The following is a 26,512-nucleotide window of genomic DNA, read 5'->3' as shown; positions in this document are numbered from 1 at the left end:
TCTCCTTCAGGCTGCAATCAGATGGGGATGTCTGCGTCCGGCCTCGATCGCGGCGGCGATCCATTCGGCATCGCGGCCGACTCCGTAGATGAAGGCCGAACTGCGATGGCGCAGGAACGGCAGGCCAAGGACGAAAAGCCCCGGAATCCGCGTCCTGCCGCCGCGCGTCTCGATCTCTCCCGCCGCGTCGAGGACGGGGAGCCGCAGCCACGGATAGCGGCGGCGGAACCCGGTGGCCCAGACGACCGTGCGGACGGCGCCGCCGCAAAGGTCGAGCGTGCGCGGACCTTCGGCCATCGGCGCGGGCGCTGCCCAGGCGGCGGGATCTTCCGGCGCATAAGGCGCGTGCCGTGAAACATGCAGGTCGATGCCGGCCAGGAGCCCCTGCCGCCGCGCCTCGGCCGCGGCCCGTTCGCGCGCAAGGGTCGCGGCGAACTCCACCCGCCCGTCCCGCACCCCGGTCGCGCGCCCGGTGATGGTGACGCCAAGCGCCGCCAGCGGATCGAGCCCGATGTCGCCGCCATCGGCGTTGCCCGCCAGTTGCAGCGACGGCATCGCCAGCAGACGGCCATTGTCGGCAGCCGGGTCGCGGGGCTGGCGCAGGAAGCCGCTTTCGTCGAGCCAGCAGAAGATGTCGCGCCCGCGATAGCGGCGTGGCGTCCTGACATGGCGGCCGACCGCAAGGGTCACCGGCCGCCCCGAGCGCCGGATTTCGCCGGCGATCTGGATGCCGGTCGCGGAGGCGCCGACGACGAGCACGCCGCCCGGCGCCAGATCGTCGGGGCCGCGGTAGGCGGCGGGCGTCACCTGGCGCACCCCCGCGGGCAGCGCGCGCGCCCAGTCGGGCACGGCGGGCCTGTCGCAGGCCCCGGTCGCGATTACCACCTGGTTCGCGCTCCAGCCGCTCAGAGTCGTGCGCAGGACGAAGCCGCGCGCGCCGCGTTCCAGCGACAGCACCTCGCACCCCGTGACCAGAGGCGCGCGGAAGCTTTCCGCATAGCGGTCGAGAAGGCCCGCGAACTCCCCCGCCGGCATGAAGCCGTCGGGCTCGACGTCGGGCGCCAGTCCGGGCAGCTGCGTCATCCAGTTCGGCGTCAGGAGCCGCAGGCCCGGCCAGCGCTCCGACCGCCAGCGTTCGCCGACCCGGCCGCGGTCCAGAACCACGTGCTCGATGCCGCGGGCGGTCAGGCAATGGCTGAGCGCAAGGCCGGCCTGGCCCGCGCCGATGACGACGACATCAATGTGCAATGGCATGGTTTTCTCCGGGATCCTGTGCTTTCGGCACGGGATGCCAGCGCCAGGTTTCAGGCCGATGGCGCGCGGCGGGGGTTCCGGTTTCAGTTGTTTCGCGGTGGGTCCGGGGCGCGTCCGGGGAAACCTCCGGGGCGCGCGGAAACGAAGACGCCCGCAGCAGGGTGCCGCGGGCGCTTCGGGTGGAATGGCGGGGGGTTTCAGGCCGCCATGCGCGGGGCCGGAAGGTCCAGCGGCTCCGGCGCCTGCCCGCCGACGGGAAAGGCCGACCTGTCGTTCCACCAGGTGACGAAGGCGCGGATGTCGGCGCGGTCGGTCACGGCGTCGAAGCCGTGGCCGTAGGTCTTGCCCATGGGCGTGTCGAATTTCCGTTTCATCTCTGTCCTGCTCCTTTTGCGGCAGGGGCCGGCGCGGCCCCTGCGGGTCGGTCACGCGGCGATGGCCGCGACGGTGACGGGAACGCCGTTGGTCAGCACGTCGAACACCGCTGAACGCGCGACGGACTGGTGAACGATGGCCTCCAGCACCTCGTCGGACGCCTCGCCCTTGATGCGGAAGGTCGCGCGGATGCCCGAGAAGCCGTTGCGCACGGACTTGTCGAGGCCGAGGATGCCGTTGAGGTCGATGTCGCCCTCGATCGAGGTCTCGACCGAATGGAGCTTCACCTGCCGCATCGCGGCGATGTTGCCGATGCCCGCGGTCAGGCAGGCCGACAGCGCCGCCAGCAGCATCTCGACCGGGGTCACGCCGTTGTCGGCCCCGCAGAGCACCTGCGGATGGTCGCCCTCGATCGCGTAGCTCTGGCGGTGCTTCTGTTCGCCCATGGCGCCGAAGAAACCCTCGAAGCTGGTCCGCGAATGCGTTCCCGAAAGCCATTCGCCGCTCGCGCGGAAGGTGAAGTGCGCGATCTCGGGGTTTTGGCCCACGACGCCGAGCGTGGCGACGAAGGTCGGGATGTCGACGCCGTTCATGGCGACGCGGGCGGGTTTCTCGATGGTTGCGGTGGTCATGTCATCTCTCCTGGATTGACGGTGTGTCTGGTTTCGCTCGATCCGTCCGGACCGATGGGGCGAAGACCTAGAGGCGCCGCGTTTCAGTCGAATTGCCCGGAGTGTTTCAATGGTTTCGCCGCCCGGGGCCGCGAAGGGCGGTCACGCCGGCACCCTGCGCACCGTCGGCAAGGGGGATCAGGCCCGGCGTCCTCAACCGGCGGAGAGGCTCAGCGCCTGAAGGATCATCGGGGCAAAGCTGCGGTCGACCGACAGCGCGAACCCGCCGGGGTGGCGGCGAACCAGCGCGCGGAGGCCGAAGGCCTCGGTGAAGCTCGCCGCATCCTCGGCGAAGACGGTCGGATGCAGGTCAAGCGGCGTGGCCACGGCCATCACCTCGGCCGCGTCGGGGCCTGTCACCGCGAAATGGGCAAGCGAGTCGGAGACCGGAACGACCGATACCTGCGGCGGGGCCGCGTCGGGCCGCAGGGCCGCGATCAGGCTGTCTTCGTCGGCGAGGTCGGCGCAGAGGAGCCAGTGGCCGGGCCCGATGTGCAGAAGCGCGCGGCCCGAGGCGCGGGTCAGGCTGTTCGGCCGCGCCGGAAACTGCGGCAGGACGTCGCCGCACCAGCCCGCCAGTGCCGCCGCCTCGCCCTTCAGGTCGATGACCGCCTGCATCGGCAGGCTTTCGATCGCGACATCGTAGCCTGTCATGACCGCAGCCTTTCCCCCTTCGGGTCGTGGAAGACCGGCGGGCAAAGCTCCACCTCGATCACGCCACCGGGCAGGCGCACATGCGCCCGCGTGCCGATCCGGGCACGGCCGTCCTGCAACAGCGCCAGCCCCAGCCAGCGCCCCTCGACCACGGACCAGACGCAGGCGGTGACGAAGCCCTCGGTCGCCTCGGTCCGGCCGCCGGGGGTCAGCGGCGCGCCTTCCGGAACCTGCCGGTCGGGGTCGAGCGGGCGGAAGCCCACCAGTTCCCGGCGTGGCCGGCCCGAGGCGCGGCGCAGGTCCACCGACCGCTTGCCGATGAAGTCGGGCTTGGCCGCCGCCATCACCCAGGACATGCCGAGGTCATGGGGATCGGCGGTGCCGTCGACCTCATGCCCGAGCGAGAGAAAGCCCTTTTCCACCCGCAGCACATGGTTGGCCTCGGACCCGATCGGCGTGATGCCGAAGGGCGCGCCGGCCGTCATCGCCGCGGCCCAAAGGGCGGGCAGGTCGCGGGGGCGCACGTTGACCTCGAACGACAACTCGCCGGTGAAGGAGACGCGGGCGACCCGTGCGGGCAATCCCGCCACCCGGCCGTCGCGGACGGACATGAACGGAAAGGCCGCGGGCGACATGTCGATGTCGGTGCCCATCGCCTGAAGCACCGCACGCGCCTTCGGGCCGCAGATCGTCGCGTTCGCCCACTGGCTGGTGACATTGGTGATCATGACCTGCCAGTCCGGCCGTTCGATCTGGAGCAACTTCTCCATATGCTGTCCGACGGCATCGGCGTTGCCGGTAGAGGTCGACATGACGAAACGATCCTCGGCCAGCCGGAACGACACGCCATCGTCAAGGATCAGCCCGTCGTCGGTCAGCATCAGCCCGTAGCGGCCATTCCCGACCGTCAGGGACGAAAAGACATTGGTGTAGATCCAGTCGAGGAAGCGGGCCGCGTCCCGGCCCTTGATCTCGTACTTGCCCAAGGGGGCGCCGTCGTAGATGCCGACGCCCTCGCGCACGGTCCGCGCCTCACGGTTGACGGTGTCCTGGAACGCCTCGCCGAGGCGGGGGTAGTAGCCGGGCCGGCGCCAGCGCGCGCCCGCCTCGTAGATCACCGCGCCTTGGTCCATGTGCCAGTCCGTCAGCGGCGTGTGGCGATAGGGCAGGACGACCGGCCCCGACCGCCGCCCGGCGATGGCGCCGAATTCGACCGGCGTCCAGGGCGGTCGGAAGGTGGTCACGCCGACCTCGCCGGGGGTCTTGCCCAGACGCTCGGCCACCGCGCCGATGATGTTGACGTTGCCGGTCTTGCCCTGATCGAGCCCCATGCCGCCGGTGGTGTAGCGCTTGACATGCTCGATGCTGGAATAGCCCTCGCGCAGGGCCAGTTCGATGTCGGCCACGGTGACGTCGTTCTGGATGTCGAGGAAGGCCTTCGCCCCCGCGCCCGGCACGGTCCAGAGCGGGGTGATGCCATAGGGCAGATCCTCCGCCTCCGGCAGGGCGGCATCGGGCGGGGCGAACCCCAGGTCCGCAAGGGCGGCCCGCGCCTTCGCTGCACCGTCGGCAAGGGCCACGCCAAGCTCCAGCGCGCCGTCGGCCGCCCCCGCCGCCGCGACCGGCCCCGCGGGTCCGGCCGGAAGGAAGGCGGCCAGCCGGTCGTCCCAGGCGATCGGCGCGCGCGACTGCGAATAGAGGTGAACCGCCGGGCTCCAGCCCCCCGACACGGCGAGCAGGTCGCAGTCGATCCGCCGCGCGCCGCCGCCCGCCAGGGGGGCCACGGTCACCGCACGCAGCGCCCGGCCGCCCTGCGTCGAACGCACGACGTGGCCCGCCAGCACGGGCAGGCCCGCTGACGCCGCGCGGGCATGCTCCGGCACCGGGTCGCGGCTGTCGACAATGGCCGCGACCTCGACGCCCGCGCGCGCCAGGTCGGCCGCGGCGGCATAGGCGCTGTCGTTGTTGGTGAAGACCACCGCGCGCCGGCCCGGCCGGACCGCCCAGCGGTTGACATAAGCCTGCGCGGCCGAGGCGAGCATGACCCCCGGCTGGTCGTTCCCCTCGAAGACCATGAGCCGCTCGATGGCGCCGGTCGCGGTGATCACCCGCCCCGCCCGGACGCGCCAGCTTCGCCCCAGGATCGCGGGACGGGAGGGCGCGCGCTCCTCGACCATGACAAGGTTGTGCTCGCGGCAGGCCCAGACGGCCGCATCCTGCAGGTGCATGACGTTCGGCAGGGCGGCAAGCTCCGCGACCGCCGCCGTGACCCAGTCCAAGGCCGGCGCGCCGGCAATGGAGAGCCGGCGCGTCAGCAGCGATCCGCCCGCCTCGATCCCCTCGTCGGCCAGGATCACCCGCGCGCCCGCCCGGCCCGCGACCAGCGCGGCCATCAGGCCTGCCGGCCCCGCCCCGGCAATCAGGATGTCGGCATGGGCGTGGCGCGCCTCCCAGGCGCCGTCGGGCGGCGTCGCGGGGGCCGGCGCAAGCCCTGCGGCGCGCCGGATCGCCGGTTCGTAAAGGTGCCAGTCAGGCCATTTGAATGTCTTGTAGTAGAACCCCGCCGGGATCAGCCGCGCGATCATCTGGTTGACCGCGCCAATATCGAGCCGCGCCGAGGGCCAGGCATTCACCGGCCAGGCCTCCAGCCCGTCGCTCAGCCTCAGCGTCGTCGCCGGCCGGTTGCCCGAGGCAAGCTCACCCGCGAGATGGACAAGCGTCGCGGGCTCTTCCACGCCCGCCCCCATGATCCCGCGCGGGCGGTGATACTTGAAGCTGCGCGCGCTCAGCCGCACCCCGTTGGCCAGCAGCGCGGAGGCCAGCGTGTCGCCGTGGAACCCGACATGGTCGCGCCCGTCGAAGCGGAACCGGAGCGGCCGCGACCGGTCTATGCGCCCCCCCTCCGCCAGCCGCCACCCGTTACCGCCCAAGGCGCACCTCCGTCACCGCATGGGTCACGGTGTGGCGGCGCACGGTCAGCCACGCGCCGCAGCCGCGCAGATGCCACCAGCGCTCCTCGACCTCGCCCATCGGGTTCGGCGGTACCGTCAGCCAGTCGACCCAGTCCGCGTCGCTGACGGCCGAAGGATCGGCGGGGCGCGGCGCCAGGGCGGGCCCGCCATAGGCGAACTCGCTTTCGTTCCGGGGCCCGCAGAAGGGACAGTCGAGCACCAGCATCGCCCTACCTCGCCGTGGTCGTGCCGGTCTCGATCACGTAGTCGAGATGGCGGAAACGGTTCAGCCCGAAGGGCGCCGTCAGCGCGTCCGGGCGGCCGGTGGCGATCAGGTGGGCCAGACCGGCGCCGCCGGCGGGAATGGCCTTGTAGCCGCCCCACCAGCCCGCGCTGACGATCAGCCCCGCAATGTCGGTGGCCGAGACGATGGGGCTCGCATCATGCGCCATGTCGAGATGCCCGCCCCACTGCCGCATCAGCTTCAGCCGCCGGAACGCCGGGAAAAGCTCCAGCATCGCGGCGACCGTGTCCTCGAACACCGACTGCTTGATGTCGCGCCGGAACGACTGGCCCAGGTCGGTCGCGCCCCCGATCACCAGTTCGCCCTTGTCGGACTGCGACAGGTAGACGCCGAGGTCGGGGCAGTTCACCACCACGTCGACGACCGGCTTCACGGGTTCGGAGACGAAGGCGGTGAGGTTGATCGTGCGAAGCGGCAGGCGCAGGCCCACCGTCTCTGTCAGCGTCGTCGTGTGGCCCGAGACCGCAAGCGCGACGACCGGCGCCCGCACGGGCCCGCGGGCCGTCTCGACCCCGGCGATGGCGCCGTCCGCCCCGCGCAAAAGCGTCCGGACCGGGGTCTGCTGGTGGATCTCCACCCCCATCGCGTCGGCGGCGCGCGCGTATCCCCAGGCCACCGCGTCATGCCGGTTCACCGCGGCGTCGGTGTGGACGGCGGCGCCCAGGATGGGCAGGCGGCTCCCGGGCCCGCCGCCGGTCAGCGCCGGGATGCGGCGGCGCAGTTCGGCCACGTCGATGTCCCGATAGGTGGAGCCGTAGATGTCCATGATCAGACGGCGGCGGCGGCGGTCGCGCACCATGCCCCAGGTCTGCAGCACGTCGATCATCGTGCGCCGCGAATGCATCAGGTTGAAGTTGAGGTCGCGGGTCAGCGCCTCGTACATCGCGACCGACTTCACGTAGAACGGGATCGATTCGTCGCGCATGTAGTTCGACCGGATCGTGACCGTGTTGCGCGCGACATTGCCGCCGCCCAGCCAGCCCGCCTCGAGCACCGCGACATCGGTGATGCCGTGATCCTTCGCCAGGTGGTAGGCCGCCGCCAGCCCGTGCCCGCCGGCGCCCACGATGATGGCGCTGTAGCGGTCGCGCAGCGGCCGCGTCCGCCACACCGGCGCCCAGCCCCGATGCTGACCGAGCGCGTGGCGACAGAGGGAAAGGAAGGAATATCGTTGCATGCTGATAATGATGTTGCCTCATGCACATCGCATTGGCAACCGGCAACGGTGCGCGACTGCCCGATTCAGCCGCTGCTTCAGCCGCCGATCCAGCCCCCGCGCGGGGAGGCGGGCCGCGGCGCTCGAACGGGACGACAAGCCCCCGCCCGCCTCAGCCCATGCGGCGAAGCGCCCCGCGTCCCGCCTTCCGCAGCCAGTCGAGCACGCCCCACCGTGCCGCCGCCTGCCGCAGCAGCGACTTGCACCTGACGGTGACGCAGTGGACGGCCCAGGCCAGCGCCGCCGCCTTTCCCGGCCCGTAGAGGGTCAGGTCCGCCTCGGTTTGCGATCCGGTGGACAAGAGCCGCTTGTAGGCGGCGTCCCCGTGGCCGAAGTCGAAACGTTCTGCCCCCTCTTCGGTCAGGTCATCGAAGACCCGGTCGAGAAGGAGTATCCCCGGCGAGAACCGGCCCCACTCGGGCAGGAACGAGGTCGCCCACAGGCGAAAGGTGCCGCATTCCAGATCGCCCATGACATGGGCAATGGGCCGGCCCGCACCCAGGAAGACATAGCCGCGGAACAGACCCTCGGCCGCCAGTTCGCGTGCCAGGGCGCGGGTTGGCGCGTCATCCTTGACCCCGACGTTCAGTGCCACCTGATAGGTGTGCGCCGTGACCTCGGCCGCCAGCGCGACAAAACGGTCCGTGGATTCGGGCGCATCGAAGCGCAGGAACTCGAACGCGCCGCCGAACGCGTCCGAAAGGTTCCTGAGCTTTCGGCGCAGGCTCTGGCGCGTCTTGGCCGAGTTCTGCTGGATCGGCGCCCCGCTCCCCGGTTCGCGCAGTTGCCGGAGGTGGCGCACATGGTCGTTCGACATCACCCGGAACCGCCCGCCGAGGTCGCGGGCTAGTGCGGCGTGAAGGGCGCTGTCGGTCGGCACGTTCAGAATGTCGATCCGATCCACCGCGCCGCGGTCCAGCAGCGCCCCGAGGTGGCGTCGGACCGCGTCGAGGGCTGCGGCCTGATCGCCAAGGACGATGCCGCTTTCGGGGATCGAGAGGCATCGCAGCGGCGGCAGCAGGCCCGAGAGGCGGCGCGCCCCGTACCAAGGGCCGCGCGCCCGCGCCGCACCCGTGATCAGCGCCCGGACCCCGGTGTCCGAGAAAAGCGCCGCCACGGGCTCTCCCCAGTTGTCCTTGGCGCCGGCCGCGACAGCCGCCGCCCGGGCCTGGAAACGGCGGGCACCGTTGTAGCGGGTGGATTGCCGGGTTTCGGCAAGGAAGTCCTCCCACTCCTGCAGGAGACCGGCCCCGGTCCGGGCGTCGGGATGCGCGGTATCCGCATGCCCGCAACCGACAAGCCGCGCCGACACGGCGTCGGCACATGCCTGCGCAATCGCCCCGGCACCGGCCGCGGCAAGAATGTCGGTGCGCAGGACGCTGCTTCGATTCATCGTGATACTATGCGGCAAGATCCGCGATGCGACCACTTTTAACGCGAGGCGTTTCTTGATGCTCAACCAATCCGCGAATTGCCGATGTTGGCCTGCCATTCGGGAAACGCGCAGGCTGTTGCGGCAGGTCATCGGGCCGTGCATTAGATTACTATTTTTATCGGATTTACAATTCTGACAACTTCTGTTGGTTTTAGCCGCGACCAGGACAGATTCGGAAGAACGACACCATGCGCGCCCACAGGCTTCTCTGCTGCGCCCCCCTCGCCCTTCTCGCCTTCGTCCCCGGTGCGTCGGCCGCGGACGGGCCGGCGATCGTGGCGACCTATGCCGACATCGCCGAGGCGGGCTACGAGGACAGCCTGACGCTGGCGCGCGATCTTCAGGTCGCGGTCGACGCGCTGATCTCAGCACCCTCGCCCGAGGCGCTTGACACCGCCCGCGCCGCCTGGCGCGCCGCGCGCGACCCCTACATGCAGACCGAGGTCTTCCGCTTCGGCAACCCCATCGTCGACGACTGGGAAGGCCGGGTGAACGCCTGGCCGCTGGACGAGGGGCTGATCGACTATGTCGATGCCGCCTATTTCGGTTCCGAGGAAAACGCGCTGGCGCAACTGAACGTCATCGCCAACCCGAGTTTCACCCTGTCGGGCGCGACGGTCGATGCCACCACGATCACCCCCGCGCTGCTCACCGACGTGCTGCAGGAGGCGGGCGAGAACGAGGCGAACGTGGCCACCGGCTATCACGCGATCGAATTCCTGCTCTGGGGGCAGGATCTGGTCAGCGACGCGCCGCAGGCGGGCGGCCGCCCCTGGACCGACTATGCGCAGGGCGCCGATTGCACCGGCGGCAATTGCGACCGGCGCGCGCAATACCTCAAGGTCGCGACCGACCTTCTGGTTTCCGACCTCGCCTGGATGGCCGCGCAATGGGCCGAGGGGGGCGATGCGCGCGCCGCCGTTGCCGCCGATGCCGACGCGGGCCTCGCCGCGATCCTGACCGGCATGGGCAACCTCTCCTACGGCGAGATGGCCGGGCAGCGGGTCAAGCTGGGGCTGATCCTGAACGACCCGGAGGAGGAGCACGACTGCTTTTCCGACAACACGCCTGAGAGCCATTACTTCGACATCAAGGGGGTGGAGAACGTCTATCTCGGCCGCTACACCCGGATCGACGGGACCGAGGTTACCGGACCCGCGCTGAAGGACGCGCTGGCGGCGGCCGATCCCGCGCTGGCCGGGGCGCTTGGCGGCGAGATCGGCCAAAGCCTCGCGGCCGCGGACGCGCTCCGCACGCTGGCGGACGAGGGGCAGAGCTACGACATGCTGCTTCAGGTCGGCAATGCCGGGGGCGAGGCCGCAATCACCGCGCTGGTCGAGGCGCTGGTGGCGCAGTCACGCTCGATCGAGCGGGCCTCGACCGCGCTCGGCCTCGCAGGCGTGGTCGTCGAGGGCGACGAGACGCTCGAAGGCGCGGGGGACGTGTTCCAATGACGCGGGCCCTCGGGTTTCCGCTGGCGGCACTGGCGCTTCTCGCCGCGTCCGCGCACCCGGCCCCTGGCCACACCGGAGACCTGAGGGACCTGCACCTGCCGCTCCTGCCCCGCACCGCGGAGGAGGACGCGCGCATCGCCGCCGTCACCGCCCCGACCCGCGATTTCACCGCCCCCGAGCGGTTCGAGGCGAAGCCCGCCGGCGCGGCGACGGTGCGGGCGCGGGCGACGGCAGATGCCTTCTCCGACCCCTCGGCCAACATCGGGCTCGAGGGGCGGATGACCTTCAACCTCGGCAACGGTCTGTTCACCAAGGCCTGGGTTTCCGCGCCCTCCTCCACGCAGTCCTCCGATGGCCTCGGGCCGCTGTTCAACGCGCGCGCCTGCCAGCTTTGCCACCTGAAGGACGGCCGCGGCCTGCCCCCCGCACGCCCGGACGAGGATGCGGTGGCGCTGTTCCTGCGCCTGTCGGTCCCCGGCGGCGCGGCGGCGGAAACCGCGCTGATCCCGGACTGGATCGCGACCAGCCCCGACCCGGTCTACGGCGGGCAGTTGCAGAACTTCACGCTGGCCGGCCTCCCCGCCGAGGGGCGGATGGAGGTCGAGACGGAGGAAACCCCGCTGACCTTCCCCGACGGCGAGGCGATCACCATGCACGCGCCCAGCTACCGCCTTGCCGATCCGGGCTACGGGCCGCCCGCACCCGACCTGATGCTGTCACCCCGTGTCGCGCCTCAGATGATCGGGCTCGGCCTGCTGGAGGCGATCCCGGCGGCCGACATCCTGGCCCATGCCGACCCCGACGACGCCGACGGCGACGGCATCTCGGGGCGGGCGAGCATCGTCCTCTCGGCCCGCCACGGGGTGCCGATGCTGGGGCGCTTCGGCCACAAGGCCGGCCAGCCCACGGTGGAGGAGCAAAGTGCCGGCGCCTTTTCCGGCGACATGGGGCTGTCGACGCCGCTGCACCCTTCGGGCCACGGCGACTGCACGGCCGCGCAAGCCGCCTGCCTGGACGCCGAGACCGGCGCCGACCCCGCCGACGGGTTGGAAGTGTCGCAGGTAAACCTCGACCTCGTCACCTTCTACGCCCGCAACCTCGGCGTGCCGGAGCGGCGCGACGTGGCCGACCCGGCGGTCCTGCGCGGCAAGGAGATCTTCTACACGGCCGGCTGCATCGGCTGCCACGTGCCGAAATACGTGACCGGCCGGATGGAGGGGGCGGTCGCGCAGTCGTTCCAGCTGATCTGGCCCTACAGCGACCTCTTGCTCCACGACATGGGCGCGGGGCTGGCCGACCACCGCCCCGAGGGCCGCGCCACGGGGACCGAATGGCGCACGCCGCCCTTGTGGGGGATCGGCTTGACGGCGCAGGTGTCGGGGCGCGAAAGCTACCTGCACGACGGACGCGCCACCACGTTCCTCGAGGCGGTGATGTGGCACGGGGGCGAGGGGAAGGCCGCGCGCGATGCCGTCTACCACCTGCCGAAAGAGGACCGCGACGCCCTGGTCAGCTTCCTGGGGAGCCTGTGACATGCGCCTGCTGATCGCCGCCCTCTGCCTGCTGCCCTTGCCGCTTCGCGCCGATCCGGTCATCGACCGGGTGCTGGACGAGGTCGTGAGCCCCGGCCTTGCCGTCTTCACCACCGCGACCGGGGCGCTGGAGGCCGCCGCGGTCGCCGACTGCCGGGCCACGTCCGAAGACCTGCGCGCGGCCTGGGCGGGCGCGATGGACGCCTGGTTCGGCATCGCCGACTTGCGCTTCGGCCCGCTCGAGGATGGCGCGCAACGCCAGATCATCGCCTACTGGCCGGACAATGGTGGCCACCGGCCGAAGGCGCTGGCGCGGTGGCTGGCGGGCTGGCAGCCGGGGGCGGAAGATGCCGCGGCGTTCCGGACGCAGCCGGTCTCCGTTCGCGGTCTTTATGCTATGGAATCAATGTTATACGACCCGCGCTTCAACACCTACACGAAGTCGGACGCGGGCTGCGCGCTGGTCCGGCTTGCCACAGCCGACCTGAGCGCGACGGCGCATGAGGTGGCCACCGCCTGGGAGGAGGACTTCGCCACGGTGCTGCGGACGGCGGGCGATGCCGGCAACGCGCGCTTCCTCGATGCGATCGAGGCGCGGCAGGCGGTCTTCACCGCGCTTCTCACCTCGCTTCAGTTCGACATCGTCGAGCGGATCGGCCTGCCCCTCGGCACCGTCGAAACCCCGCGCCCGACGCGCGCCGAGGGGCGGCTGTCGGGCCGGTCGCAGCGCAACCTGGAGCTGTCACTTGCGGCGCATGAGGCCTTGGCCCGCGCCCTTGTCCCCGAGGGGGCGACCCTGACCGGGGAGGATTTCGAGCGCGTCCGCTGGATGGCCGCGCGGCTTGATGACCCTGACTTTTCCGGCGTCGCGGACCCGACCGGCCGCTTCCGGCTCGAGGCGGTGCAGACCGCGCTGACGCTTCTCAGGACCGTCGCGAACGAGGAGCTTTCGGCAGCACTCGGCGTGACCATGGGCCTGAACGCGCTGGACGGGGACTGAGCATGACAAGCCGCCGCCGCTTCCTCGGCACCGTCCTTGCCGCGGCGGCGCTGCCCCGGCTGGGCTGGGCCGATGCCGGCAGCCCCGCTTTCCTGGCGGCGGCGCAGGAACCCGACGGCACCCATGCGCTCTTCGGCCTGACGGAGGAGGGGGCGGACCTCTTCCGCGTGCCCCTGCCCGCGCGCGGCCATGCCGCCGCCGCCCACCCCGAGGCGCCCGAGGCTGTGGCCTTCGCCCGCCGCCCCGGCACCTATGCGCTGGTCCTGAACTGCGCGACCGGCGCGGTGACGGCGCGGCTGGCCGCGGCGCCGGGGCGCGCGTTCAACGGCCACGGCGCCTTTTCGATGGACGGCGCGGTGCTTTACACCTCCGAGGTGGAGGCCGCGACCGGCGAAGGGCGCATCGCGCTCTGGTCGCGGCCCGACGGCTACCGCCTCATAGGAGAGATCGCCTCGGGCGGGATCGGCCCGCACGAGATCCGCCGCCTGCCGGGGTCCGAGGTGCTGGCGGTCGCGAACGGCGGCATCCGCACCGGCCCCGGCGACCGCGACAAGCTGAACCTCGACACGATGGCGCCGAACCTCACCTACCTCTCCCCCGATGGCCGGGTGGAGGATCAGGCGCGGCTGGCGCCGGACCTGCACCGGGCCTCGATCCGCCACCTGGCGATCGACGCCCTCGGCACCGTTGCCTTCGCGATGCAGTGGGAAGGCGCGGAGGATCAGGCGCCGGCGCTTCTGGGCTTTCACCGCCTGAACGGCGGCGCGCCCCGGCTGGCGAAGGCCCCGGACGATCTGCACCGCGCGATGCGGGGCTATGCCGGGTCGATCGCGGTCTTCGACGCGGGCCGGCAGGTCGCCATCTCCTCCCCCAAGGGCGGGCGGGTGCAGGTCTTCGGCAGCGACGGCCGCTTTGCGCACGAGATCCTGCGCGCCGATGTCTGCGGGATTGCCGCTGCGGGCGCGCGGCTGGTGATGACCGACGGCTTCGGCGCCTTCGTCGTGACCGAGGGGGGCCGGCCCGTGGCCCACACCCGCGCCCCCCGCGCCTGGGATAACCACATCGTCGCGCTTTGACCCCTTGGAGGGGCGTTGCGGGTGGCCAAGGCCCGGCCCCTGACGTATGACCGTGCAGGCGGCCCATCGGCCGGCGCGTACCGGCGGCAGGAACGGCGTCCATGAACATCGCCTTTGTCCAGACCTTCCTGGAGGTCGTGAAGACCGGCAACCTCAACCGCGCGGCAGAGCGGCTGAACGTCACCGAATCGACCGTCACGGCGCGGCTGAACGGGCTTGAGGATCTTCTCGGCCAGAAGCTCCTGATCCGCAGCCGTGCGGGGGCGGAGCTGACCTCGGCCGGGTTCCAGTTCCTGCGCTATGCCGAGGTGATGACCCGCGCCTGGAGCCAGGCCCGCCAGACCCTGTCGCTCAGCGCGGGTTTCGAGAGCGTGTGCAACGTCGGCTGCCAGTTCGACCTCTGGCACGGGGTCGCCAAGACCTGGGCGGACCGCCTGCGCGGCGACCATCCCGGCGTCGCGCTGTCGTTCTGGCCGGGAAGCACCGACGACATCGAGAACTGGCTGTCCACCGGGCTGATCGACGTGGCGCTGATGTTCGATGCGGCGGTGTCGGGCGAGCTTGACGTGGTGCCGTTGTTCCAGGACCGGCTGATCCAGGTCGCGACGGTGCGGCGCGGCTACATGGAGTGGGACCCGGATTACGTCTATGTCGATCTCGGGCGCGAGTTCCGCCGCCTGCATGCCGAAACCTTCGCGGTGGCGCGCACCCCGGTCGTCACGCTCGGGTCGAGCGACTGGGCGCGCGACTACCTGGCGACCTGGGGCGGATCGGCCTTCCTGCCCGAACGTATGGTCGCGGATGACATCGCGGCGGGCAGGCTCCACCGGGTCGAGGGCGCGCCCGTCTTCCGCCGCACCGCCTATCTGGTCGCGCGGCCGAACCTGGCGGCGGGCTGGGCCTGGTTCAGACCCTCGGTCGAGGCGCTGAGGGAGACGATCGCCGCCGCCGGCCCTAGCCCCGCCTGATCAGGAAGTCGCGCACCGGCGGCAGGACGCGATCGGTCGCCTCGATGAAGATCGCGTGCTTGAGACCGTCGAGGATCACCAGTTCCGCCTCCGGCATCGCCGCCGCGATCAGCCGGTTGAGACGCGGGTTGCAGCCGCCGTCGAGTTCCCCGGTCAGAACCTGCGCGGGTGCCGCGATCTCGTGCAGCCAGGGGCCCATTTCGGTCTCGGCGTAGATGTCGAAGACGTTCAGGAACACCTCGGCGTCGGTGTCCATCACCTGCCTCTTGCGCCGCTCGATCACCTCGGGGTGGGCGGCGGCGAAATCGTCGGTGAACCAGCGTGCGGTCAGCGTGTCGAGCACCTGGCCGATGCCCTTCTCGCGCATGGCGGCCACTACCGCCCTGACCTTGGCGCTGTCGTCCTCGGTGCGGAACGCGGCGGTGGACCAGAGACCCAGCGACAGCACACGGGCCGGATGGCGCCGCGCATAGGCCGGGCCGATCATGCCACCCAGCGAATGGCCGGCGAAATGGGCCTTCTCGATGCCCAGACGCGCCCTGAGCGCCTCAAGGTCGTCAACCAGATCGTCAAGGCCGAAGCGCCCGCCCGGCAGCGGGCTTTCGCCATGGCCGCGCAGATCGTAGCGGATGCAGGTGAAGCGGTCCTTCAACCCCTCGACCAGCCCCGCAAAGGTGGCCCGGCGCGCGCCGATACCGTGGATGAGGAAAAGGGCCGGGCCAGTGCCCTCGACCGTGTAGGCGCAGTCGATCGGCATGGCTCACTCCGGCTTCGGGTCGCTGGCCAGCCGCCCGGCCACGGCCCAGTCGTGCTTTGCCACGTCCTGAAAGACGACATGGACCGACTGCGGCGTGCCCCCGCAGGTGTCGAGGAAGGCACGGGTGACGGCCTCGGCGCAGGCGCGTTTCTGGTCGACGCTCCGACCTTCGAACATTTCGATGCGGATGACGGGCATTCGGGGTTTCCCTTTTCGTTTGCGATGTTTCAGGCAACCTTGCGGCCGGCGGCGCGCAGGTGCGGCAGAACCTCCGCGCCGAGGCGGGCCATCATGTCGAGCGTCTCGTCCTGCGGCTGGCCAAAGTTCGAGGATGCGATGACCTCGTCGATGCCGAGCTCCGCATAGCCCGACAGCCGGTCGATCATCTCCGAGGCGCCGCAGATCAGCACGTTCTGCCCCAGTTCCTCGACCGTCTGCTTGCGCGGCAGGGGCCGGATGATGCCGTGCTCGACGATACCGGGCCCGCCGAAGACGTTGTCGAAGCTTTTGTAATAGCGATGAGCGCGCGCGATCTTGTCGCGGGCGTCGGCATCGTCGCGCGCGAGGTAAAGCCCCCGTTGCAGCGACAGCCGCGAGGTGCAGCCCGGCCCCGCCAGCGCCTTGCCGCGATGGAAGGCATTCACCTGTTCCTGCAGGACGCCGTGGCTGGCACCCAGGGGTGTCGTCTGGATGTGATAGCCGCGCGCCGCCGCCGCCTCGATCCCCGGCGGGGCCATGATGGCAAGCGCGATCGGGATCGGCGCCTCGGGGCGCGGCATCACCGTCAGCGCCTCGAAGCGGTAAAGGGCGCCGTCCCACGACACCTCGTCGCGCGCGAGCAGGGCTTCGAGCACGGCAAGGCTTTCCTCGAACCGGGCCTTCGTCTCCTCCATCGGCACGCCGATGCGCCCCGTCTCGTAGCCGAAGGCGCCCTTGCCGACGCCCAGGATCAGGCGGCCGTCGCACAGCGCCTGCGCCTGCACGACCTCGCCCGCGAAGACGCGCATGTCCCGGAGCGGAAGCTGGCAGATCGAGGTCGCGATCTCGACCCGGCTGGTGTGCGCGGCCACCTTGACGGCCAGTTGCAGGGGCGAGGGCACGAGCAGGATGTTGAGCAGGTGATGCTCGGGGATCGAGACGCCGCGATAGCCGCAGGCCTCCGCCTGCACCGCCTGCGCGACCATGTTGCGGTAAAGCTGCCGGCCGCCCAGCGCCGGATCGAGGAGATGGCTGTTGAGGAAGTGGGAAAACTCCATGGCACCTCTGGTTCTGCCGGGCTGCTTCCGGTCGCGCGACCGGGCCCGGATCGGGCGCCGCATCGGGTGCCGTATCGGGAAGGGGCCGCCCTTGTCCGCCTTCGGGGGGCAGTCTTGCAAAATCCGAAAGCGGAAGAAATTGAATATTTCGCGACCTTAATTTCGATCTTTCCGAATTATCCCTGCCCCGATCCGGGGAACCGTTGGCCCACGAACATTTTCGCCCGGTCCGGGACAGAAGGCGCTTGCCCGGATCAAGGGTCGTGAATAGCCTGTCTGAAAACTGTTACAAAAACTTCACAATGGGAGGACACCATGCGGACAATTCTCGTCGGGGCATCGCTCTTTGCCCTGTCGGCCGGCGCGGCCAGCGCCGCCGGCAAACTCAATTTCTACTGCTCCGCGCAGGAGGAATGGTGCCAGATCATGGCGCGCGGCTTCGAGGAGGCCACCGGCATCGACGTCGACATGACGCGCAAGTCCTCGGGCGAGACCTTCGCGCAAGTGAAGGCCGAGGCCACCAACCCAAAGGGCGACATCTGGTGGGGCGGCACCGGCGACCCGCACCTTCAGGCCGCCGAGGAAGGTCTGACGGAAGCCTACGTCTCGCCCATGCGCGACCAGCTTCACCCCTGGTCGCTTGCGCAGGCGGCAAGCGCCGGCGACCGCACCATCGGCATCTACTCGGGCGCGCTCGGCTTCGGCTACAACTCCGACCTGCTGGCCGCGAACGGGCTGCCGGAGCCGAAGTGCTGGGAAGACCTGACCAAGCCCGAGTTCAAGGGCCATATCCAGATCGCGAACCCCAATTCCTCCGGCACCGCCTACACCACGCTCGCCACAATGGTGCAGTTGTTCGGCGAGGACGGCGGCTTCGACTACATGAAGCGGCTGCATGCGAACGTGAACCAGTACACCAAGTCCGGCTCCGCCCCGATCAAGGCCGCGGCGCAGGGCGAAACCACGGTCGGCATCGTCTTCATGCATGACGCGGTGGCGCAGACGGTGGCGGGCTTTCCCATCGTGACGGTCGCCCCCTGCGAGGGCACCGGCTATGAGATCGGGTCGATGTCGATCATCGCCGGCGCGCGCAACATGGACGAGGCCAAGCAGTTCTACGACTGGGCGCTGTCGGTCGAGGCGCAGAACCTCGCGCTTCAGGTCAATGCCTTCCAGGTGCCCTCGAACATGAACGCGGAGACCTCGGACAAGGCGCCCGACTTCGCCGCCATCAAGCTCATCGACTACGACTTCAAGAAGTACGGGTCGAGCGATGAGCGCAAGCGGCTTCTGTCCAAGTGGGACAGCGACGTGTCCACCCTGCCCCAGTAAGCTTGGTGCGACAGTCCACGACCGACAAGACCACCCACCCGGCACTGATCCTCTGGATCGTTGCCGGGTGGGTCGGGTTCGCCCTTCTGCCCTGGTACGGGGTGGAGGAGTTCTGGTTTTTCGGCTGGCTGACCGACGGCTGGCCGACCGACAGCGACTATGCGCCCGCGCTGTTCCTGCTGATGCAGGGTGAAAGGCCCTGGCTCTGGCCGCTTCTGCCAGCACTAGCGGCGCCGCTTCTGGTGGCGGGGCGGCGCAAGACCGACCCGGCCTTCGCGCGCGTCCTTCTGGCGGCGGGCGGCTTCGGCTTTGCCTGGCTGATCGCGCAAGGCATGGGGATCGGCCTGCGCGGCTGGAACGCGGACTGGCTTCAGGCGCTGTTCGGGCCGCTCGACGACCGGCAGTTCGGCATGGGCTATGGCGCGCTTGTCGTCGCCTCGGCCTTCCTTTTCATCCTGACGCAGGGGATTGCCGCGCGCGGCGCGATCAACGGCGACGTCTTCGTGACCGGCGCCATCGGCGGGGTCATCGCCGTCGTCACCATCTTCGTCTTCTTCCCCATCGCCAAGATGCTGCTCGCGGCCTTCGTCACCGAGGAGGGCGGGCATTCCGTCATGGTCTTCCTGTCGAAGTTCTTCGACGACCGCATCTGGGGCCTTGGCTGCCTGACGGGATCACGCTGCGGGGTGGCGTGGAACTCGCTCTTCCTTGCCGTTCTCGTCGGCGTTCTGACCACCGCGCTCGGCCTTGTCTTCGCGCTGGTGCTGACGCGGTCGGGCTTCCGCTTCAAGCGCAGCCTGCGTGCGATCACGGTGCTGCCGATCATCACGCCCCCCTTCGTCATCGGCCTTGCCATCATCCTTCTGTTCGGGCTGTCCGGCGGCGTCACCACCTGGGTTGCGGACCTCTTCGGCATCCGGCCGACGCGCTGGGTCTACGGCCTGCCCGGCATCCTGATCGCGCAGGTGCTGGCCTTCACGCCCATCGCCTTCCTCGTCCTGATCGGCGTGGTCGAGGGCGTCAGCCCCTCGATGGAGGAGGCGGCGCAGACGCTCCGCGCCAACCGCTGGCAGACCTTCCGCACCGTATCGCTGCCGCTGATGCGGCCGGGGCTCGCCAACGCCTTCCTTTTGGGCTTCATCGAGAGCATGGCCGATTTCGGCAACCCGCTGGTCCTTGGCGGCAACTACGACGTGCTGTCGACCGAGATCTTCTTTGCCATCGTCGGCGCGCAGTACGACCAGGGCCGGGCGGCGGTGCTGGCGATCGTGCTTCTGGCCTTCACGCTTGCGGCCTTCTACCTGCAACGCTTCTGGCTGGGGCGGAAAAGCTACACCACCGTCACAGGCAAGGGCGACGCGGGCGTGCACCCGGAAATGCCGCGCGGCCTTGCCATCCCGGTCTATGCCATCGCCGCGATCTGGGGCGCCTTCACCCTGGTGATCTACGGCATGATCCTTTACGGCTCTCTCGTGCAGCTTTGGGGCGTGGACAACACGCTGACCTTCAAGCACTACCTCACCGCCTTCGCGGTCCGGATCGAGGATGGCGGCATCCGCTGGACCGGCTCGGCCTGGGACAGCTTCTGGACGACGATGATGATCGCCACGGTCGCGGCCCCCCTGACGGCGGCGGTCGGGCTGATCACCGCCTACCTGCTGACGCGGCAGGACTTCGCCGGCAAGCGGTCGTTCGAGTTCGGCACCATGCTGTCCTTCGCCATCCCCGGCACGGTGATCGGGGTCAGCTACATCCTCGCCTTCAACGTGCCGCCGATCGAGATCACCGGGACGGGCCTGATCCTCGTCATCAGCTTCATCTTCCGCAACATGCCGGTGGGCGTGCGCGCGGGTATCGCCTCGATGAGCCAGCTTGACCGCTCGCTCGACGAAAGCTCGCTGACGCTGGGCGCGAACAGCTGGCAGACCTTCCGCGCGGTGATCCTGCCGCTTCTGCGCCCCGCGATCCTGGCCGCCCTGGTCTACAGCTTCGTGCGCGCGATGACGGCCATTTCGGCGGTGATCTTCCTTGTCTCCGCCCGCTACGACATGGCGACGAGCTACATCATCGGGCGGGTGGAAAACAACGACTACGGGCTGGCGATCGCCTATTCGACCGCGCTGATCTTCGTGATGCTGGCGGCGGTGGGGCTTTTGCAGCTGATGGTGGGCCGCACCCGGATCGGGCGCAGGATGTCGCATGAACAGGGGGGCGGCTGATGGCCGGGGTTGGGTCAAGGGCGGCATCCGTCGTCTTCGAGAACGTGACGAAGATCTACGGGCGCAATGTCGTCGCCGTGAACGACGTCAGCCTGAGGATCGAGCCGGGGCGTCTGGTCACGCTGCTTGGCCCCTCTGGCTGCGGCAAGACCACGACGCTGAGGATGATCGCGGGGCTGGAAATGGCCTCGAAGGGGCGCATCCTGATCGGCGACAAGGACGTGACCACCCTGCCCGCGACCGACCGCGACGTGTCGATGGTGTTCCAGTCCTACGCGCTATTCCCGCACATGACGGTGCTGGAAAACGTCAGCTACGGGCTGAAGTTCTCGGGCTACTCCCGCACCGAGACGCGGGACCGGGCGATGGCGGGGCTGTCGCTGGTCGGGCTTGACGGCTACGGCGGGCGGCTGCCGTCGGAACTTTCGGGCGGCCAGCAGCAGCGGGTCGCCGTGGCGCGCGCGCTGGTGCTGGAGCCGGAGGTGCTCTTGTTCGACGAACCCCTGTCGAACCTCGACGCCAAGCTGCGCCGCCATGTGCGCGAGGAGATCCGCGAGATCCAGCAGAAGCTGGGCCTGACAGTCGTCTATGTCACCCACGACCAGGAAGAGGCGCTGGCCGTCTCGGACGAGATCGTGGTGATGAAGAACGCGGCCATCGCCCAGATCGGCCCGCCACGCGCGCTTTACGACGCGCCCGCCGACACCTTCGTGGCCGATTTCATCGGCGAGGCGAACCTGATCGGCTGCGAGGTGCTGTCGGTCGCCGGCGAGATGGCGGAGGTCGCGGTCGCGGGCGTGCGCCATCGCCTGCCCGCGCGGGGGCTGAAGCCGGGCCGCGCGACGCTGGCGCTGCGCCCCTCGCGCATCCGCTTGGTCGAGGGCGAAGGGCTGGCGGCGACGGTGGAAAAGGTCACCTATGTCGGCCCGCGCATGGAATACACGCTTGCCGGCGATTTCGGCCGCATCTTCGCGGTCAGCGACAATGTCGACACGCCCTATCGCGCGGGCGACGCGGTCACCGTCGGGCTCGCGGCATCGGGCCCGGTCCTCGTGCCCGACGCCCGGTAGGCGCCTGCCCCGCCGGTCAGTCCTGCCGCCTCAGTCCTGTCCGGGCGCGTAGGCGGCCTCGGCGATTGCCAGCACCTCGTCCCAGGCCTCGGGCGTGGCGACGATGACGCGGCCGCCCCGCGCGATCATGTCGCCTGCGTCCTGATCCTCGACCACGCCGCCCGCCTCGGCCACCAGAAGCTGGCCCGCGATGCAGTCCCAGGCGTTCATGTGTTCCTCGACATAACCCAGAAGCTTGCCGGCCGCGACATAGGCCAGGGACAGCGCACCCGAGGCGTTGCGGTAGAAGATGCCGCCCGCGTCGATGATCGCGGGGACAAGGCGCTTGATCCCGCCCGCGCTGGTGCGGCCCGAAAAGCCGACGCCCAGCGACCCGCGCCTGAGGTCGCGGCCGCTGAGCACGGCAAGCCGCCGGTCGTTGCAGAAGGCGCCCCGGCCCCGGCGGGCGTGATACATCTCGCCATGGTTGGGGTCATGGATGACGCCGAACTCGGTGTTGCGGCCGACAGCACCCGCAAGCACGACCGTCCAGCCGGGAATGCCGTGGATGAAGTTCGTGGTGCCGTCGATCGGGTCGATCACCCAGACCATCCCGCTGGCGCCCGGTTTCGGCGCCTCTTCCTCGCCCACGATGCCGTCCTCGGGGAAGGCGGCGGCGATGGCTTTTCGCACGAAGCTCTCGACATTCTTGTCGGCTTCGGACACGAAGTCCTGATGACCCTTCACTTCCACGTTCAGCCCGTCGAAGCGGCGAAAATAATCGAGCGCGAGCGCCCCCGCCTCCGCCGCGATACGGCGGGCCTCGGCATATCTCCGGTCGATCTCGCTGTCCTGCATGTCCTTTCCCCTGCGGGCAAAATAGCCCTGTCGGGGCCGAGGTTAGCAGCATGACCGGAGCGGCGCGAGAGACGATGTTCGAGCCCACGCGCTTCCGCGCGGCGATCTTCGACCTCGACGGAACGCTGGTGCACAGCGAACACGTCTGGGAGCGTGCGAAGGTCGAGGTGACGGCGCGCTACGGCAAGCGGCCCTCGCAGGCGCTGCTCGATGCCCATGTCGGGCGCGGGCTGAAGGACTTTCTCGACGAGCTGTTCGGGATGCCGCTGACGCCGGACATGCGCCGCGCCATCGGCGAGCAGATCGGGGCCGAGGCGGACCTCTGGCTCGACAAGCTGCGCGAGCCGGTGCCGGGGGCGCGCGAATGGCTGGTCTCGCTCGCCGAGGCGGGGCTGAGGATCGCGATCTGCTCCTCCTCCCCCCGCCGCCACATCGAGGGCGCGCTCGAGATGCTCGACGTGACGGATGTGGTGGAACTGGCGGTGTCGGGGGCGGAACTGCCGGTGGGCAAGCCCGATCCCCTGCCGTTCCTGACCACGCTCGACCGGCTGGGGCTGGCCGCGGCCGATGCCTTCGCCATCGAGGATTCGGTGCCGGGCGCGCGGGCGGCGACGGGGGCGGGGCTGTTCACGCTGGCCATCGGTCCGGGCTGCACCGGGCCTGCCTACGACTTCTGCCACCTGCGCGCCGAAAGCTACGCCGGGCTGCATCACCCCGCACCGCGCCCGGCGCCCGGAGTGAACCGCTAGGTCAGAACGAAGCGTGTCATGCCAGCCCCAAGGTTTTCTGTCGGTCGTTCCTGAAAGCCCGATCGCCGGTAGAGTTCTTCTTTGCCCTTCGCTGACATAAGTCCAATGGTGGCCCCGATTTCGGCGCGTGCAAGGGCCGCCTCTGTTAGCCTTGAGACGATCTGTCTGCCGATCGAGCGCCCCCGATAGGAGGGTCGCACAATGACATCCTGGAGATAGAAGTAGAGCGCGCCGTCGCCGACGACCCGGCCAAAACCGATCAATTCCGTTCCATCGAAGCAAGTCAGATCGAAGATGCTTCCGCCCAGTGCCTTTCTGGCGGTCTCCAAGCCTATCTCGCCCCAGCCACATTCCGCCCGCAGACGAACGAAATCTTCGGGGCTTGGTGGCCGCTCCTCGAACCGTATGTGATCTATCGACACCGCAGTGGCCCTTCTTCCCGAGACCGGGCGTGCAACGCCCCATACGCTATTCCGGGGCGAGTCTGCCGCTGACATGCGACATTGGCGCAACTGTTGCAAGATGGGGTTCCGCCATGAAGGGCACGGCCGGTTACGCATGTATATTGCGCACCTCTGGATCGCACAGGGCCTTGCCCGCAGGCGCGGACGGCCGCGGACCTCACGCCCAGCGAATGCCATTGCAGGGTCTGGCTGTCGGAACCCGACGGAAGAACCGCAGACCAGGTCCAGAAAGACCCGGCCGGGCCGCTACCCCTCCAGCGGGATCGTGTCGGCCGCGTCCCAGGACAGCCAGACCTCGCCCTCGGCCGGAAGATCGGCAAAGTCGCGGTCCCGTCCCACCGCCTTCAGCGTCTCTCCCTGCCAGTCGAGCACGCAGGTGCCCATCGCGCCCGCGAAGATGCGCTGACGAAGGCGCGCGCGCAACCGGATCGGCGCCGGCGGCTCGGTAAGCGAGATGCGCAGGTTTTCCGGCCGCACCGCCACCGTCGCGGTGCGCGCGCCGGCAACCAGCACCCCGTCGCCCAGGCGCAGCCCGCCCGGCTCCAGCACCCCGGAAAACAGGTTCGCCTCACCCAGAAAGCGCGCGGTGAAGGCGTCGCGCGGGTCGTCGTAGACCGCGCGCGGCGGGCCTTCGCGCACCAGCCGGCCGTCCCGCAAGATGCCGATGCGGTCCGACAGCGTCAGCGCCTCTTCCTGGTCGTGGGTGACGAAGATCGTGGTGATGCCGACCTCGCGCTGGATCCGCTTCAGCTCGATCTGCATCTCGACGCGCAGGGCCTTGTCGAGCGCCGAGAGCGGTTCGTCGAGCAGGAGGACGCGCGGGCGGGTGACGATGGCGCGCGCCATCGCGACCCGCTGGCGCTGGCCGCCGGAAAGCTCGTGCGGCTTGCGCGCGCCGTAGGGGCCCAGGCGGACAAGCTCCAGCACCTCGGCCACGCGGCGGGCGCGCTCGGCTGCGGGCACCTTGCGCACCTCAAGCCCGAAGGCGACGTTCTGGGCCACCGTCATGTTCGGAAACAGCGCGTAGGACTGGAACACCATGCCGATCTCGCGCGCCTCCACCGGCACGTTTTCCACCGGCGCGTCCCCGATCAGGACGCGGCCCGCCTCGGGTTCGACAAAGCCCGCGATGGCGCGCAGGAGCGTGGTCTTGCCCGAACCCGACGGCCCCAGTAGCCCGAAGAACCCGCCGTCGGGGAAGGCGAGCGTGACCGCGTCGAGCGCGCGGGCCGTTCCGTAGGTCTTTGTCAGCCCCTCGACCCGCACCTCTGCCATCAGCGGTCCCCCCCGAACTTCGAATAGCGCGCGGCCAGCAGCATCACCCCCATCGACACCGCGATGATCACGGTCGAGACGGCGTTGATCTCGGGCGTGAAGCCCTTGCGGATCGAGGTGTAGATGAGGACGGGCAGCGTCGTGTCGCCCGGTTCCGACAGGAAGTAGGACACGACGAACTGGTCGAAACTGACCGCGAAGGCGAACAGCCCGCCCGCGACGATGCCGGGCAGGATCCAGGGCACCGTCACCCGCATCGTCACCGTCCAGGGCCGCGCGCCGAGCGACCGTGCCGCCTCCTCCAGCGCGGGGTCGAAGGTGGCAAGCCGCGCGGTGACAACGACGATGACATACGGCAGCGCCAGCGCCACATGGCCGAGGATAACGGCCGGGGTGCCGCGGTCGATGCCGATGCCGAAGAAGAAGATCAGCATCGCCGTGCCGGTGATCAGCCAGGGAATCGCGATCGGCGGGAAGAGCAGCGCCTGCAACAGGCGCTTGCCCGGAATGTCGTGGCGGTAAAGCGCGATCGAGGCGGCGGTGCCGGTCGCCGTGGCCAGCACCGTGACCACGCAGGCGATCCAGACCGACCGCCAGGCGGCGGCGAGGATCTCGCGGTTGTGCCAGAGCTTCTGGTACCACTCGGTCGAGAAGCTGAAGGGCAACTGGTAGAAGGCCGAGGCGTTGAACGACATCGCCGCCATCACCAGGATCGGCGCGTAGAGGAAGACGAGGATCAGGCCCAGATAGGCGCGCCCCAGGCGGGCCAGCGTGCGGTGCGTCATCGCAGCGCCCTCCGCAGCGCGGGGCTGGCCGCGGCGAGGATGGCAAGCACGACCGCAAGCAGGATGAACGACAGCGCCGCGCCGAGCGGCCAGTTGAAGACAGCGACGAACTGATCCTCGATCACCGTGCCGTAATAGGTGCCGAGCCGTCCGCCCAGCAGCCGCGGCTCCATGAAGGAGCCGACGACGGGGACGAAGATCAGGACCGCGCCGGCGACGATGCCGGGGGCGGCAAGCGGCAGGATGATCCGCATCAGGATCGTCCGGCGCGGCGCGCCGAGCGCGCGGGCCGCCTCGATCAGGCTGTCGTCGATGGCCTGAAGTGCCAGGTAGGAGGTCAGGATCACGTAGGGCAGGTAGGAATGGACAAGGCCGATCACGATCGCGGTGGGGCTGAACATCAGGTTCACCCGCACGTCCCAGGGCAGGACCGCGTCGATGGCGGCCGACAGCACGCCATTGCCGCGCAGCACGATCGCCCAGGAGAAGATGCGGACGAGCGAGTTTGACCAGAACGGCAGGATCACCAGAAGGAACATCGCCTCGCGCGCGCGGCCGCGGATCACCTTGGCCAGGACAAGGGCGCAGGGAAAGCCCGCCAGCACCGAAAGCGCGGTGACGGTCACGCCCAGCTTGACCGACTTCCACAGGAGCGCCGCGTAGGTTCCCGTCTCGAGGAAGGCGCGGTAGTTGTCGAGCGTGACGTGCCATTCGCGATCCCCGAACGGCACGTCCGAAAGCAGGCTGAAGAAGGCCATCGCCGACAGCGGCAGGAAAACCGCCAGCGTCAGCCACAGATAGGCGGGGGCAAGCAGCAGGGCTGCGCGCGTCCGATCCTTGCGGGCAAGGCTGCCGCCCATGCCGCTTCCCCCCTTTGC

General features: G+C 69.7%; 25 protein-coding genes. 9 read left to right on the top strand and 16 right to left on the bottom strand.

Annotated elements, in window-relative coordinates:
* Positions 1-6 precede the first annotated feature (6 nt).
* From N5I32_RS01430 to N5I32_RS01395, 8 genes are all read right to left on the bottom strand, one after another.
* Complete coding sequence (locus N5I32_RS01430; RefSeq protein WP_261493614.1) at positions 7-1,254, bottom strand: flavin-containing monooxygenase; 1,248 nt, start codon at positions 1,252-1,254, stop codon at positions 7-9.
* A gap of 197 nt (positions 1,255-1,451) precedes the next feature.
* Positions 1,452-1,628: a hypothetical protein gene (locus N5I32_RS01425; protein WP_261493613.1), complete on the bottom strand. Its 177-nt coding sequence runs from the start codon at positions 1,626-1,628 to the stop codon at positions 1,452-1,454.
* Positions 1,629-1,679: 51 nt separating this feature from the next.
* The gene (locus tag N5I32_RS01420; RefSeq protein ID WP_261493612.1) at positions 1,680-2,261 is read right to left on the bottom strand and encodes an OsmC family protein; all 582 of its coding nucleotides are present in this window, start codon (positions 2,259-2,261) and stop codon (positions 1,680-1,682) included.
* Positions 2,262-2,453: 192 nt separating this feature from the next.
* Entirely contained in the window at positions 2,454-2,954 is a 501-nt protein-coding gene (locus N5I32_RS01415) for an aminomethyltransferase family protein (RefSeq protein ID WP_261493611.1), read from the bottom strand.
* A complete protein-coding gene (locus N5I32_RS01410; RefSeq protein WP_261493610.1) occupies positions 2,951-5,884 on the bottom strand; it encodes a sarcosine oxidase subunit alpha family protein in 2,934 nt (977 codons plus the stop codon). The genes N5I32_RS01415 and N5I32_RS01410 overlap by 4 nt, the downstream gene beginning before the upstream one ends.
* The gene (locus tag N5I32_RS01405; RefSeq protein ID WP_261493609.1) at positions 5,874-6,131 is read right to left on the bottom strand and encodes a sarcosine oxidase subunit delta; all 258 of its coding nucleotides are present in this window, start codon (positions 6,129-6,131) and stop codon (positions 5,874-5,876) included. Before N5I32_RS01405 ends, N5I32_RS01410 begins: the two co-directional genes overlap by 11 nt.
* A gap of 4 nt (positions 6,132-6,135) precedes the next feature.
* The gene (locus N5I32_RS01400; RefSeq protein WP_261493608.1) at positions 6,136-7,320 is read right to left on the bottom strand and encodes an FAD-dependent oxidoreductase; all 1,185 of its coding nucleotides are present in this window, start codon (positions 7,318-7,320) and stop codon (positions 6,136-6,138) included.
* Positions 7,321-7,537: 217 nt separating this feature from the next.
* Positions 7,538-8,818: a GNAT family N-acetyltransferase gene (locus N5I32_RS01395; protein WP_261493607.1), complete on the bottom strand. Its 1,281-nt coding sequence runs from the start codon at positions 8,816-8,818 to the stop codon at positions 7,538-7,540.
* A gap of 230 nt (positions 8,819-9,048) precedes the next feature.
* On the opposite strand from N5I32_RS01395, the gene N5I32_RS01390 reads away from it, so the two are divergent.
* The 5 genes from N5I32_RS01390 (at position 9,049) to N5I32_RS01370 (ending at position 14,890) form a co-directional block, all read left to right on the top strand.
* Positions 9,049-10,314 carry an imelysin family protein gene (locus N5I32_RS01390; RefSeq protein ID WP_261493606.1) on the top strand — a complete coding sequence of 422 codons (1,266 nt, stop codon included), beginning with the start codon at positions 9,049-9,051 and terminating at the stop codon, positions 10,312-10,314.
* On the top strand, positions 10,311-11,846 hold the full coding sequence (locus N5I32_RS01385) for a di-heme oxidoreductase family protein (RefSeq protein WP_261493605.1): 1,536 nt from the start codon (positions 10,311-10,313) through the stop codon (positions 11,844-11,846). The genes N5I32_RS01390 and N5I32_RS01385 overlap by 4 nt, the downstream gene beginning before the upstream one ends.
* Before the next feature lies 1 nt (position 11,847).
* A complete protein-coding gene (locus tag N5I32_RS01380; RefSeq protein WP_261493604.1) occupies positions 11,848-12,846 on the top strand; it encodes an imelysin family protein in 999 nt (332 codons plus the stop codon).
* 2 nt (positions 12,847-12,848) lie between these two features.
* On the top strand, positions 12,849-13,922 hold the full coding sequence (locus N5I32_RS01375; protein WP_261493603.1) for a DUF1513 domain-containing protein: 1,074 nt from the start codon (positions 12,849-12,851) through the stop codon (positions 13,920-13,922).
* Positions 13,923-14,023: 101 nt separating this feature from the next.
* Positions 14,024-14,890, top strand: a complete 867-nt coding sequence (locus N5I32_RS01370) for a LysR family transcriptional regulator (protein WP_261493602.1) — start codon at positions 14,024-14,026, stop codon at positions 14,888-14,890.
* On the opposite strand, the gene N5I32_RS01365 is transcribed toward N5I32_RS01370, so the two are convergent.
* The 3 genes from N5I32_RS01365 to N5I32_RS01355 are packed head-to-tail and all read right to left on the bottom strand — an operon-like array spanning position 14,877 to position 16,903.
* Positions 14,877-15,647, bottom strand: coding sequence for an alpha/beta fold hydrolase (locus tag N5I32_RS01365; protein ID WP_261493601.1), 771 nt, complete (start codon positions 15,645-15,647; stop codon positions 14,877-14,879). The two genes, N5I32_RS01370 and N5I32_RS01365, sit on opposite strands and share 14 nt — an antisense overlap.
* A gap of 3 nt (positions 15,648-15,650) precedes the next feature.
* A complete protein-coding gene (locus N5I32_RS01360; protein WP_261493600.1) occupies positions 15,651-15,845 on the bottom strand; it encodes a 4-oxalocrotonate tautomerase in 195 nt (64 codons plus the stop codon).
* 29 nt (positions 15,846-15,874) lie between these two features.
* The gene (locus N5I32_RS01355; RefSeq protein ID WP_261493599.1) at positions 15,875-16,903 is read right to left on the bottom strand and encodes an LLM class flavin-dependent oxidoreductase; all 1,029 of its coding nucleotides are present in this window, start codon (positions 16,901-16,903) and stop codon (positions 15,875-15,877) included.
* Between the two features lie 315 nt (positions 16,904-17,218).
* On the opposite strand from N5I32_RS01355, the gene N5I32_RS01350 reads away from it, so the two are divergent.
* Genes N5I32_RS01350 through N5I32_RS01340 form a run of 3 tightly spaced genes read left to right on the top strand, consistent with a single transcriptional unit; the run spans position 17,219 to position 21,524 of the window.
* Positions 17,219-18,235 (top strand): ABC transporter substrate-binding protein, encoded by a 1,017-nt coding sequence (locus N5I32_RS01350; RefSeq protein ID WP_261493598.1) that lies wholly within the window; start codon positions 17,219-17,221, stop codon positions 18,233-18,235.
* 5 nt (positions 18,236-18,240) lie between these two features.
* Complete coding sequence (locus N5I32_RS01345; RefSeq protein ID WP_261493597.1) at positions 18,241-20,454, top strand: ABC transporter permease; 2,214 nt, start codon at positions 18,241-18,243, stop codon at positions 20,452-20,454.
* Positions 20,454-21,524, top strand: a complete 1,071-nt coding sequence (locus N5I32_RS01340; protein ID WP_261493596.1) for an ABC transporter ATP-binding protein — start codon at positions 20,454-20,456, stop codon at positions 21,522-21,524. Before N5I32_RS01345 ends, N5I32_RS01340 begins: the two co-directional genes overlap by 1 nt.
* 30 nt (positions 21,525-21,554) lie before the next feature.
* Here N5I32_RS01340 and N5I32_RS01335 read toward each other — a convergent pair whose 3' ends face one another.
* Positions 21,555-22,361: an inositol monophosphatase family protein gene (locus N5I32_RS01335; protein WP_261493595.1), complete on the bottom strand. Its 807-nt coding sequence runs from the start codon at positions 22,359-22,361 to the stop codon at positions 21,555-21,557.
* Between the two features lie 50 nt (positions 22,362-22,411).
* On the opposite strand from N5I32_RS01335, the gene N5I32_RS01330 reads away from it, so the two are divergent.
* On the top strand, positions 22,412-23,110 hold the full coding sequence (locus N5I32_RS01330; protein WP_261493594.1) for an HAD family hydrolase: 699 nt from the start codon (positions 22,412-22,414) through the stop codon (positions 23,108-23,110).
* On the opposite strand, the gene N5I32_RS01325 is transcribed toward N5I32_RS01330, so the two are convergent.
* From N5I32_RS01325 to N5I32_RS01310, 4 genes are all read right to left on the bottom strand, one after another.
* Positions 23,107-23,439: a GNAT family N-acetyltransferase gene (locus tag N5I32_RS01325; protein ID WP_261493593.1), complete on the bottom strand. Its 333-nt coding sequence runs from the start codon at positions 23,437-23,439 to the stop codon at positions 23,107-23,109. The genes N5I32_RS01330 and N5I32_RS01325 overlap by 4 nt on opposite strands.
* Before the next feature lie 381 nt (positions 23,440-23,820).
* Complete coding sequence (locus tag N5I32_RS01320) at positions 23,821-24,849, bottom strand: ABC transporter ATP-binding protein (protein WP_261493592.1); 1,029 nt, start codon at positions 24,847-24,849, stop codon at positions 23,821-23,823.
* A complete protein-coding gene (locus N5I32_RS01315) occupies positions 24,849-25,634 on the bottom strand; it encodes an ABC transporter permease (RefSeq protein WP_261493591.1) in 786 nt (261 codons plus the stop codon). The genes N5I32_RS01320 and N5I32_RS01315 overlap by 1 nt, the downstream gene beginning before the upstream one ends.
* The gene (locus N5I32_RS01310) at positions 25,631-26,494 is read right to left on the bottom strand and encodes an ABC transporter permease (protein ID WP_261493590.1); all 864 of its coding nucleotides are present in this window, start codon (positions 26,492-26,494) and stop codon (positions 25,631-25,633) included. The genes N5I32_RS01315 and N5I32_RS01310 overlap by 4 nt, the downstream gene beginning before the upstream one ends.
* Positions 26,495-26,512 lie beyond the last annotated feature (18 nt).

Origin of the sequence: Albidovulum sediminis (genome assembly GCF_025380365.1) — a bacterium.
Taxonomy (GTDB): Bacteria; Pseudomonadota; Alphaproteobacteria; order Rhodobacterales; family Rhodobacteraceae; genus Albidovulum; species Albidovulum sediminis.
The sequence above is the reverse complement of the archived record's forward strand: the minus strand, read 5'-3'. Positions and strand labels throughout refer to the sequence as shown.

What these genes read in the sequence shown, in the direction of transcription:
- N5I32_RS01380 (WP_261493604.1), top strand. Translation starts at nt 11,848, where the DNA reads ATGCGCCTGCTGATCGCCGCCCTCTGCCTGCTGCCCTTGCCGCTTCGC.
- N5I32_RS01330 (WP_261493594.1), top strand. Translation starts at nt 22,412, where the DNA reads ATGACCGGAGCGGCGCGAGAGACGATGTTCGAGCCCACGCGCTTCCGC.
- N5I32_RS01390 (WP_261493606.1), top strand. Translation starts at nt 9,049, where the DNA reads ATGCGCGCCCACAGGCTTCTCTGCTGCGCCCCCCTCGCCCTTCTCGCC.
- N5I32_RS01320 (WP_261493592.1), bottom strand. Translation starts at nt 24,849, where the DNA reads ATGGCAGAGGTGCGGGTCGAGGGGCTGACAAAGACCTACGGAACGGCC.
- N5I32_RS01415 (WP_261493611.1), bottom strand. Translation starts at nt 2,954, where the DNA reads ATGACAGGCTACGATGTCGCGATCGAAAGCCTGCCGATGCAGGCGGTC.
- N5I32_RS01375 (WP_261493603.1), top strand. Translation starts at nt 12,849, where the DNA reads ATGACAAGCCGCCGCCGCTTCCTCGGCACCGTCCTTGCCGCGGCGGCG.
- N5I32_RS01420 (WP_261493612.1), bottom strand. Translation starts at nt 2,261, where the DNA reads ATGACCACCGCAACCATCGAGAAACCCGCCCGCGTCGCCATGAACGGC.
- N5I32_RS01365 (WP_261493601.1), bottom strand. Translation starts at nt 15,647, where the DNA reads ATGCCGATCGACTGCGCCTACACGGTCGAGGGCACTGGCCCGGCCCTT.
- N5I32_RS01355 (WP_261493599.1), bottom strand. Translation starts at nt 16,903, where the DNA reads ATGGAGTTTTCCCACTTCCTCAACAGCCATCTCCTCGATCCGGCGCTG.
- N5I32_RS01395 (WP_261493607.1), bottom strand. Translation starts at nt 8,818, where the DNA reads ATGAATCGAAGCAGCGTCCTGCGCACCGACATTCTTGCCGCGGCCGGT.
- N5I32_RS01310 (WP_261493590.1), bottom strand. Translation starts at nt 26,494, where the DNA reads ATGGGCGGCAGCCTTGCCCGCAAGGATCGGACGCGCGCAGCCCTGCTG.
- N5I32_RS01335 (WP_261493595.1), bottom strand. Translation starts at nt 22,361, where the DNA reads ATGCAGGACAGCGAGATCGACCGGAGATATGCCGAGGCCCGCCGTATC.
- N5I32_RS01430 (WP_261493614.1), bottom strand. Translation starts at nt 1,254, where the DNA reads ATGCCATTGCACATTGATGTCGTCGTCATCGGCGCGGGCCAGGCCGGC.
- N5I32_RS01425 (WP_261493613.1), bottom strand. Translation starts at nt 1,628, where the DNA reads ATGAAACGGAAATTCGACACGCCCATGGGCAAGACCTACGGCCACGGC.
- N5I32_RS01360 (WP_261493600.1), bottom strand. Translation starts at nt 15,845, where the DNA reads ATGCCCGTCATCCGCATCGAAATGTTCGAAGGTCGGAGCGTCGACCAG.
- N5I32_RS01315 (WP_261493591.1), bottom strand. Translation starts at nt 25,634, where the DNA reads ATGACGCACCGCACGCTGGCCCGCCTGGGGCGCGCCTATCTGGGCCTG.
- N5I32_RS01405 (WP_261493609.1), bottom strand. Translation starts at nt 6,131, where the DNA reads ATGCTGGTGCTCGACTGTCCCTTCTGCGGGCCCCGGAACGAAAGCGAG.
- N5I32_RS01350 (WP_261493598.1), top strand. Translation starts at nt 17,219, where the DNA reads ATGCGGACAATTCTCGTCGGGGCATCGCTCTTTGCCCTGTCGGCCGGC.
- N5I32_RS01370 (WP_261493602.1), top strand. Translation starts at nt 14,024, where the DNA reads ATGAACATCGCCTTTGTCCAGACCTTCCTGGAGGTCGTGAAGACCGGC.
- N5I32_RS01385 (WP_261493605.1), top strand. Translation starts at nt 10,311, where the DNA reads ATGACGCGGGCCCTCGGGTTTCCGCTGGCGGCACTGGCGCTTCTCGCC.
- N5I32_RS01340 (WP_261493596.1), top strand. Translation starts at nt 20,454, where the DNA reads ATGGCCGGGGTTGGGTCAAGGGCGGCATCCGTCGTCTTCGAGAACGTG.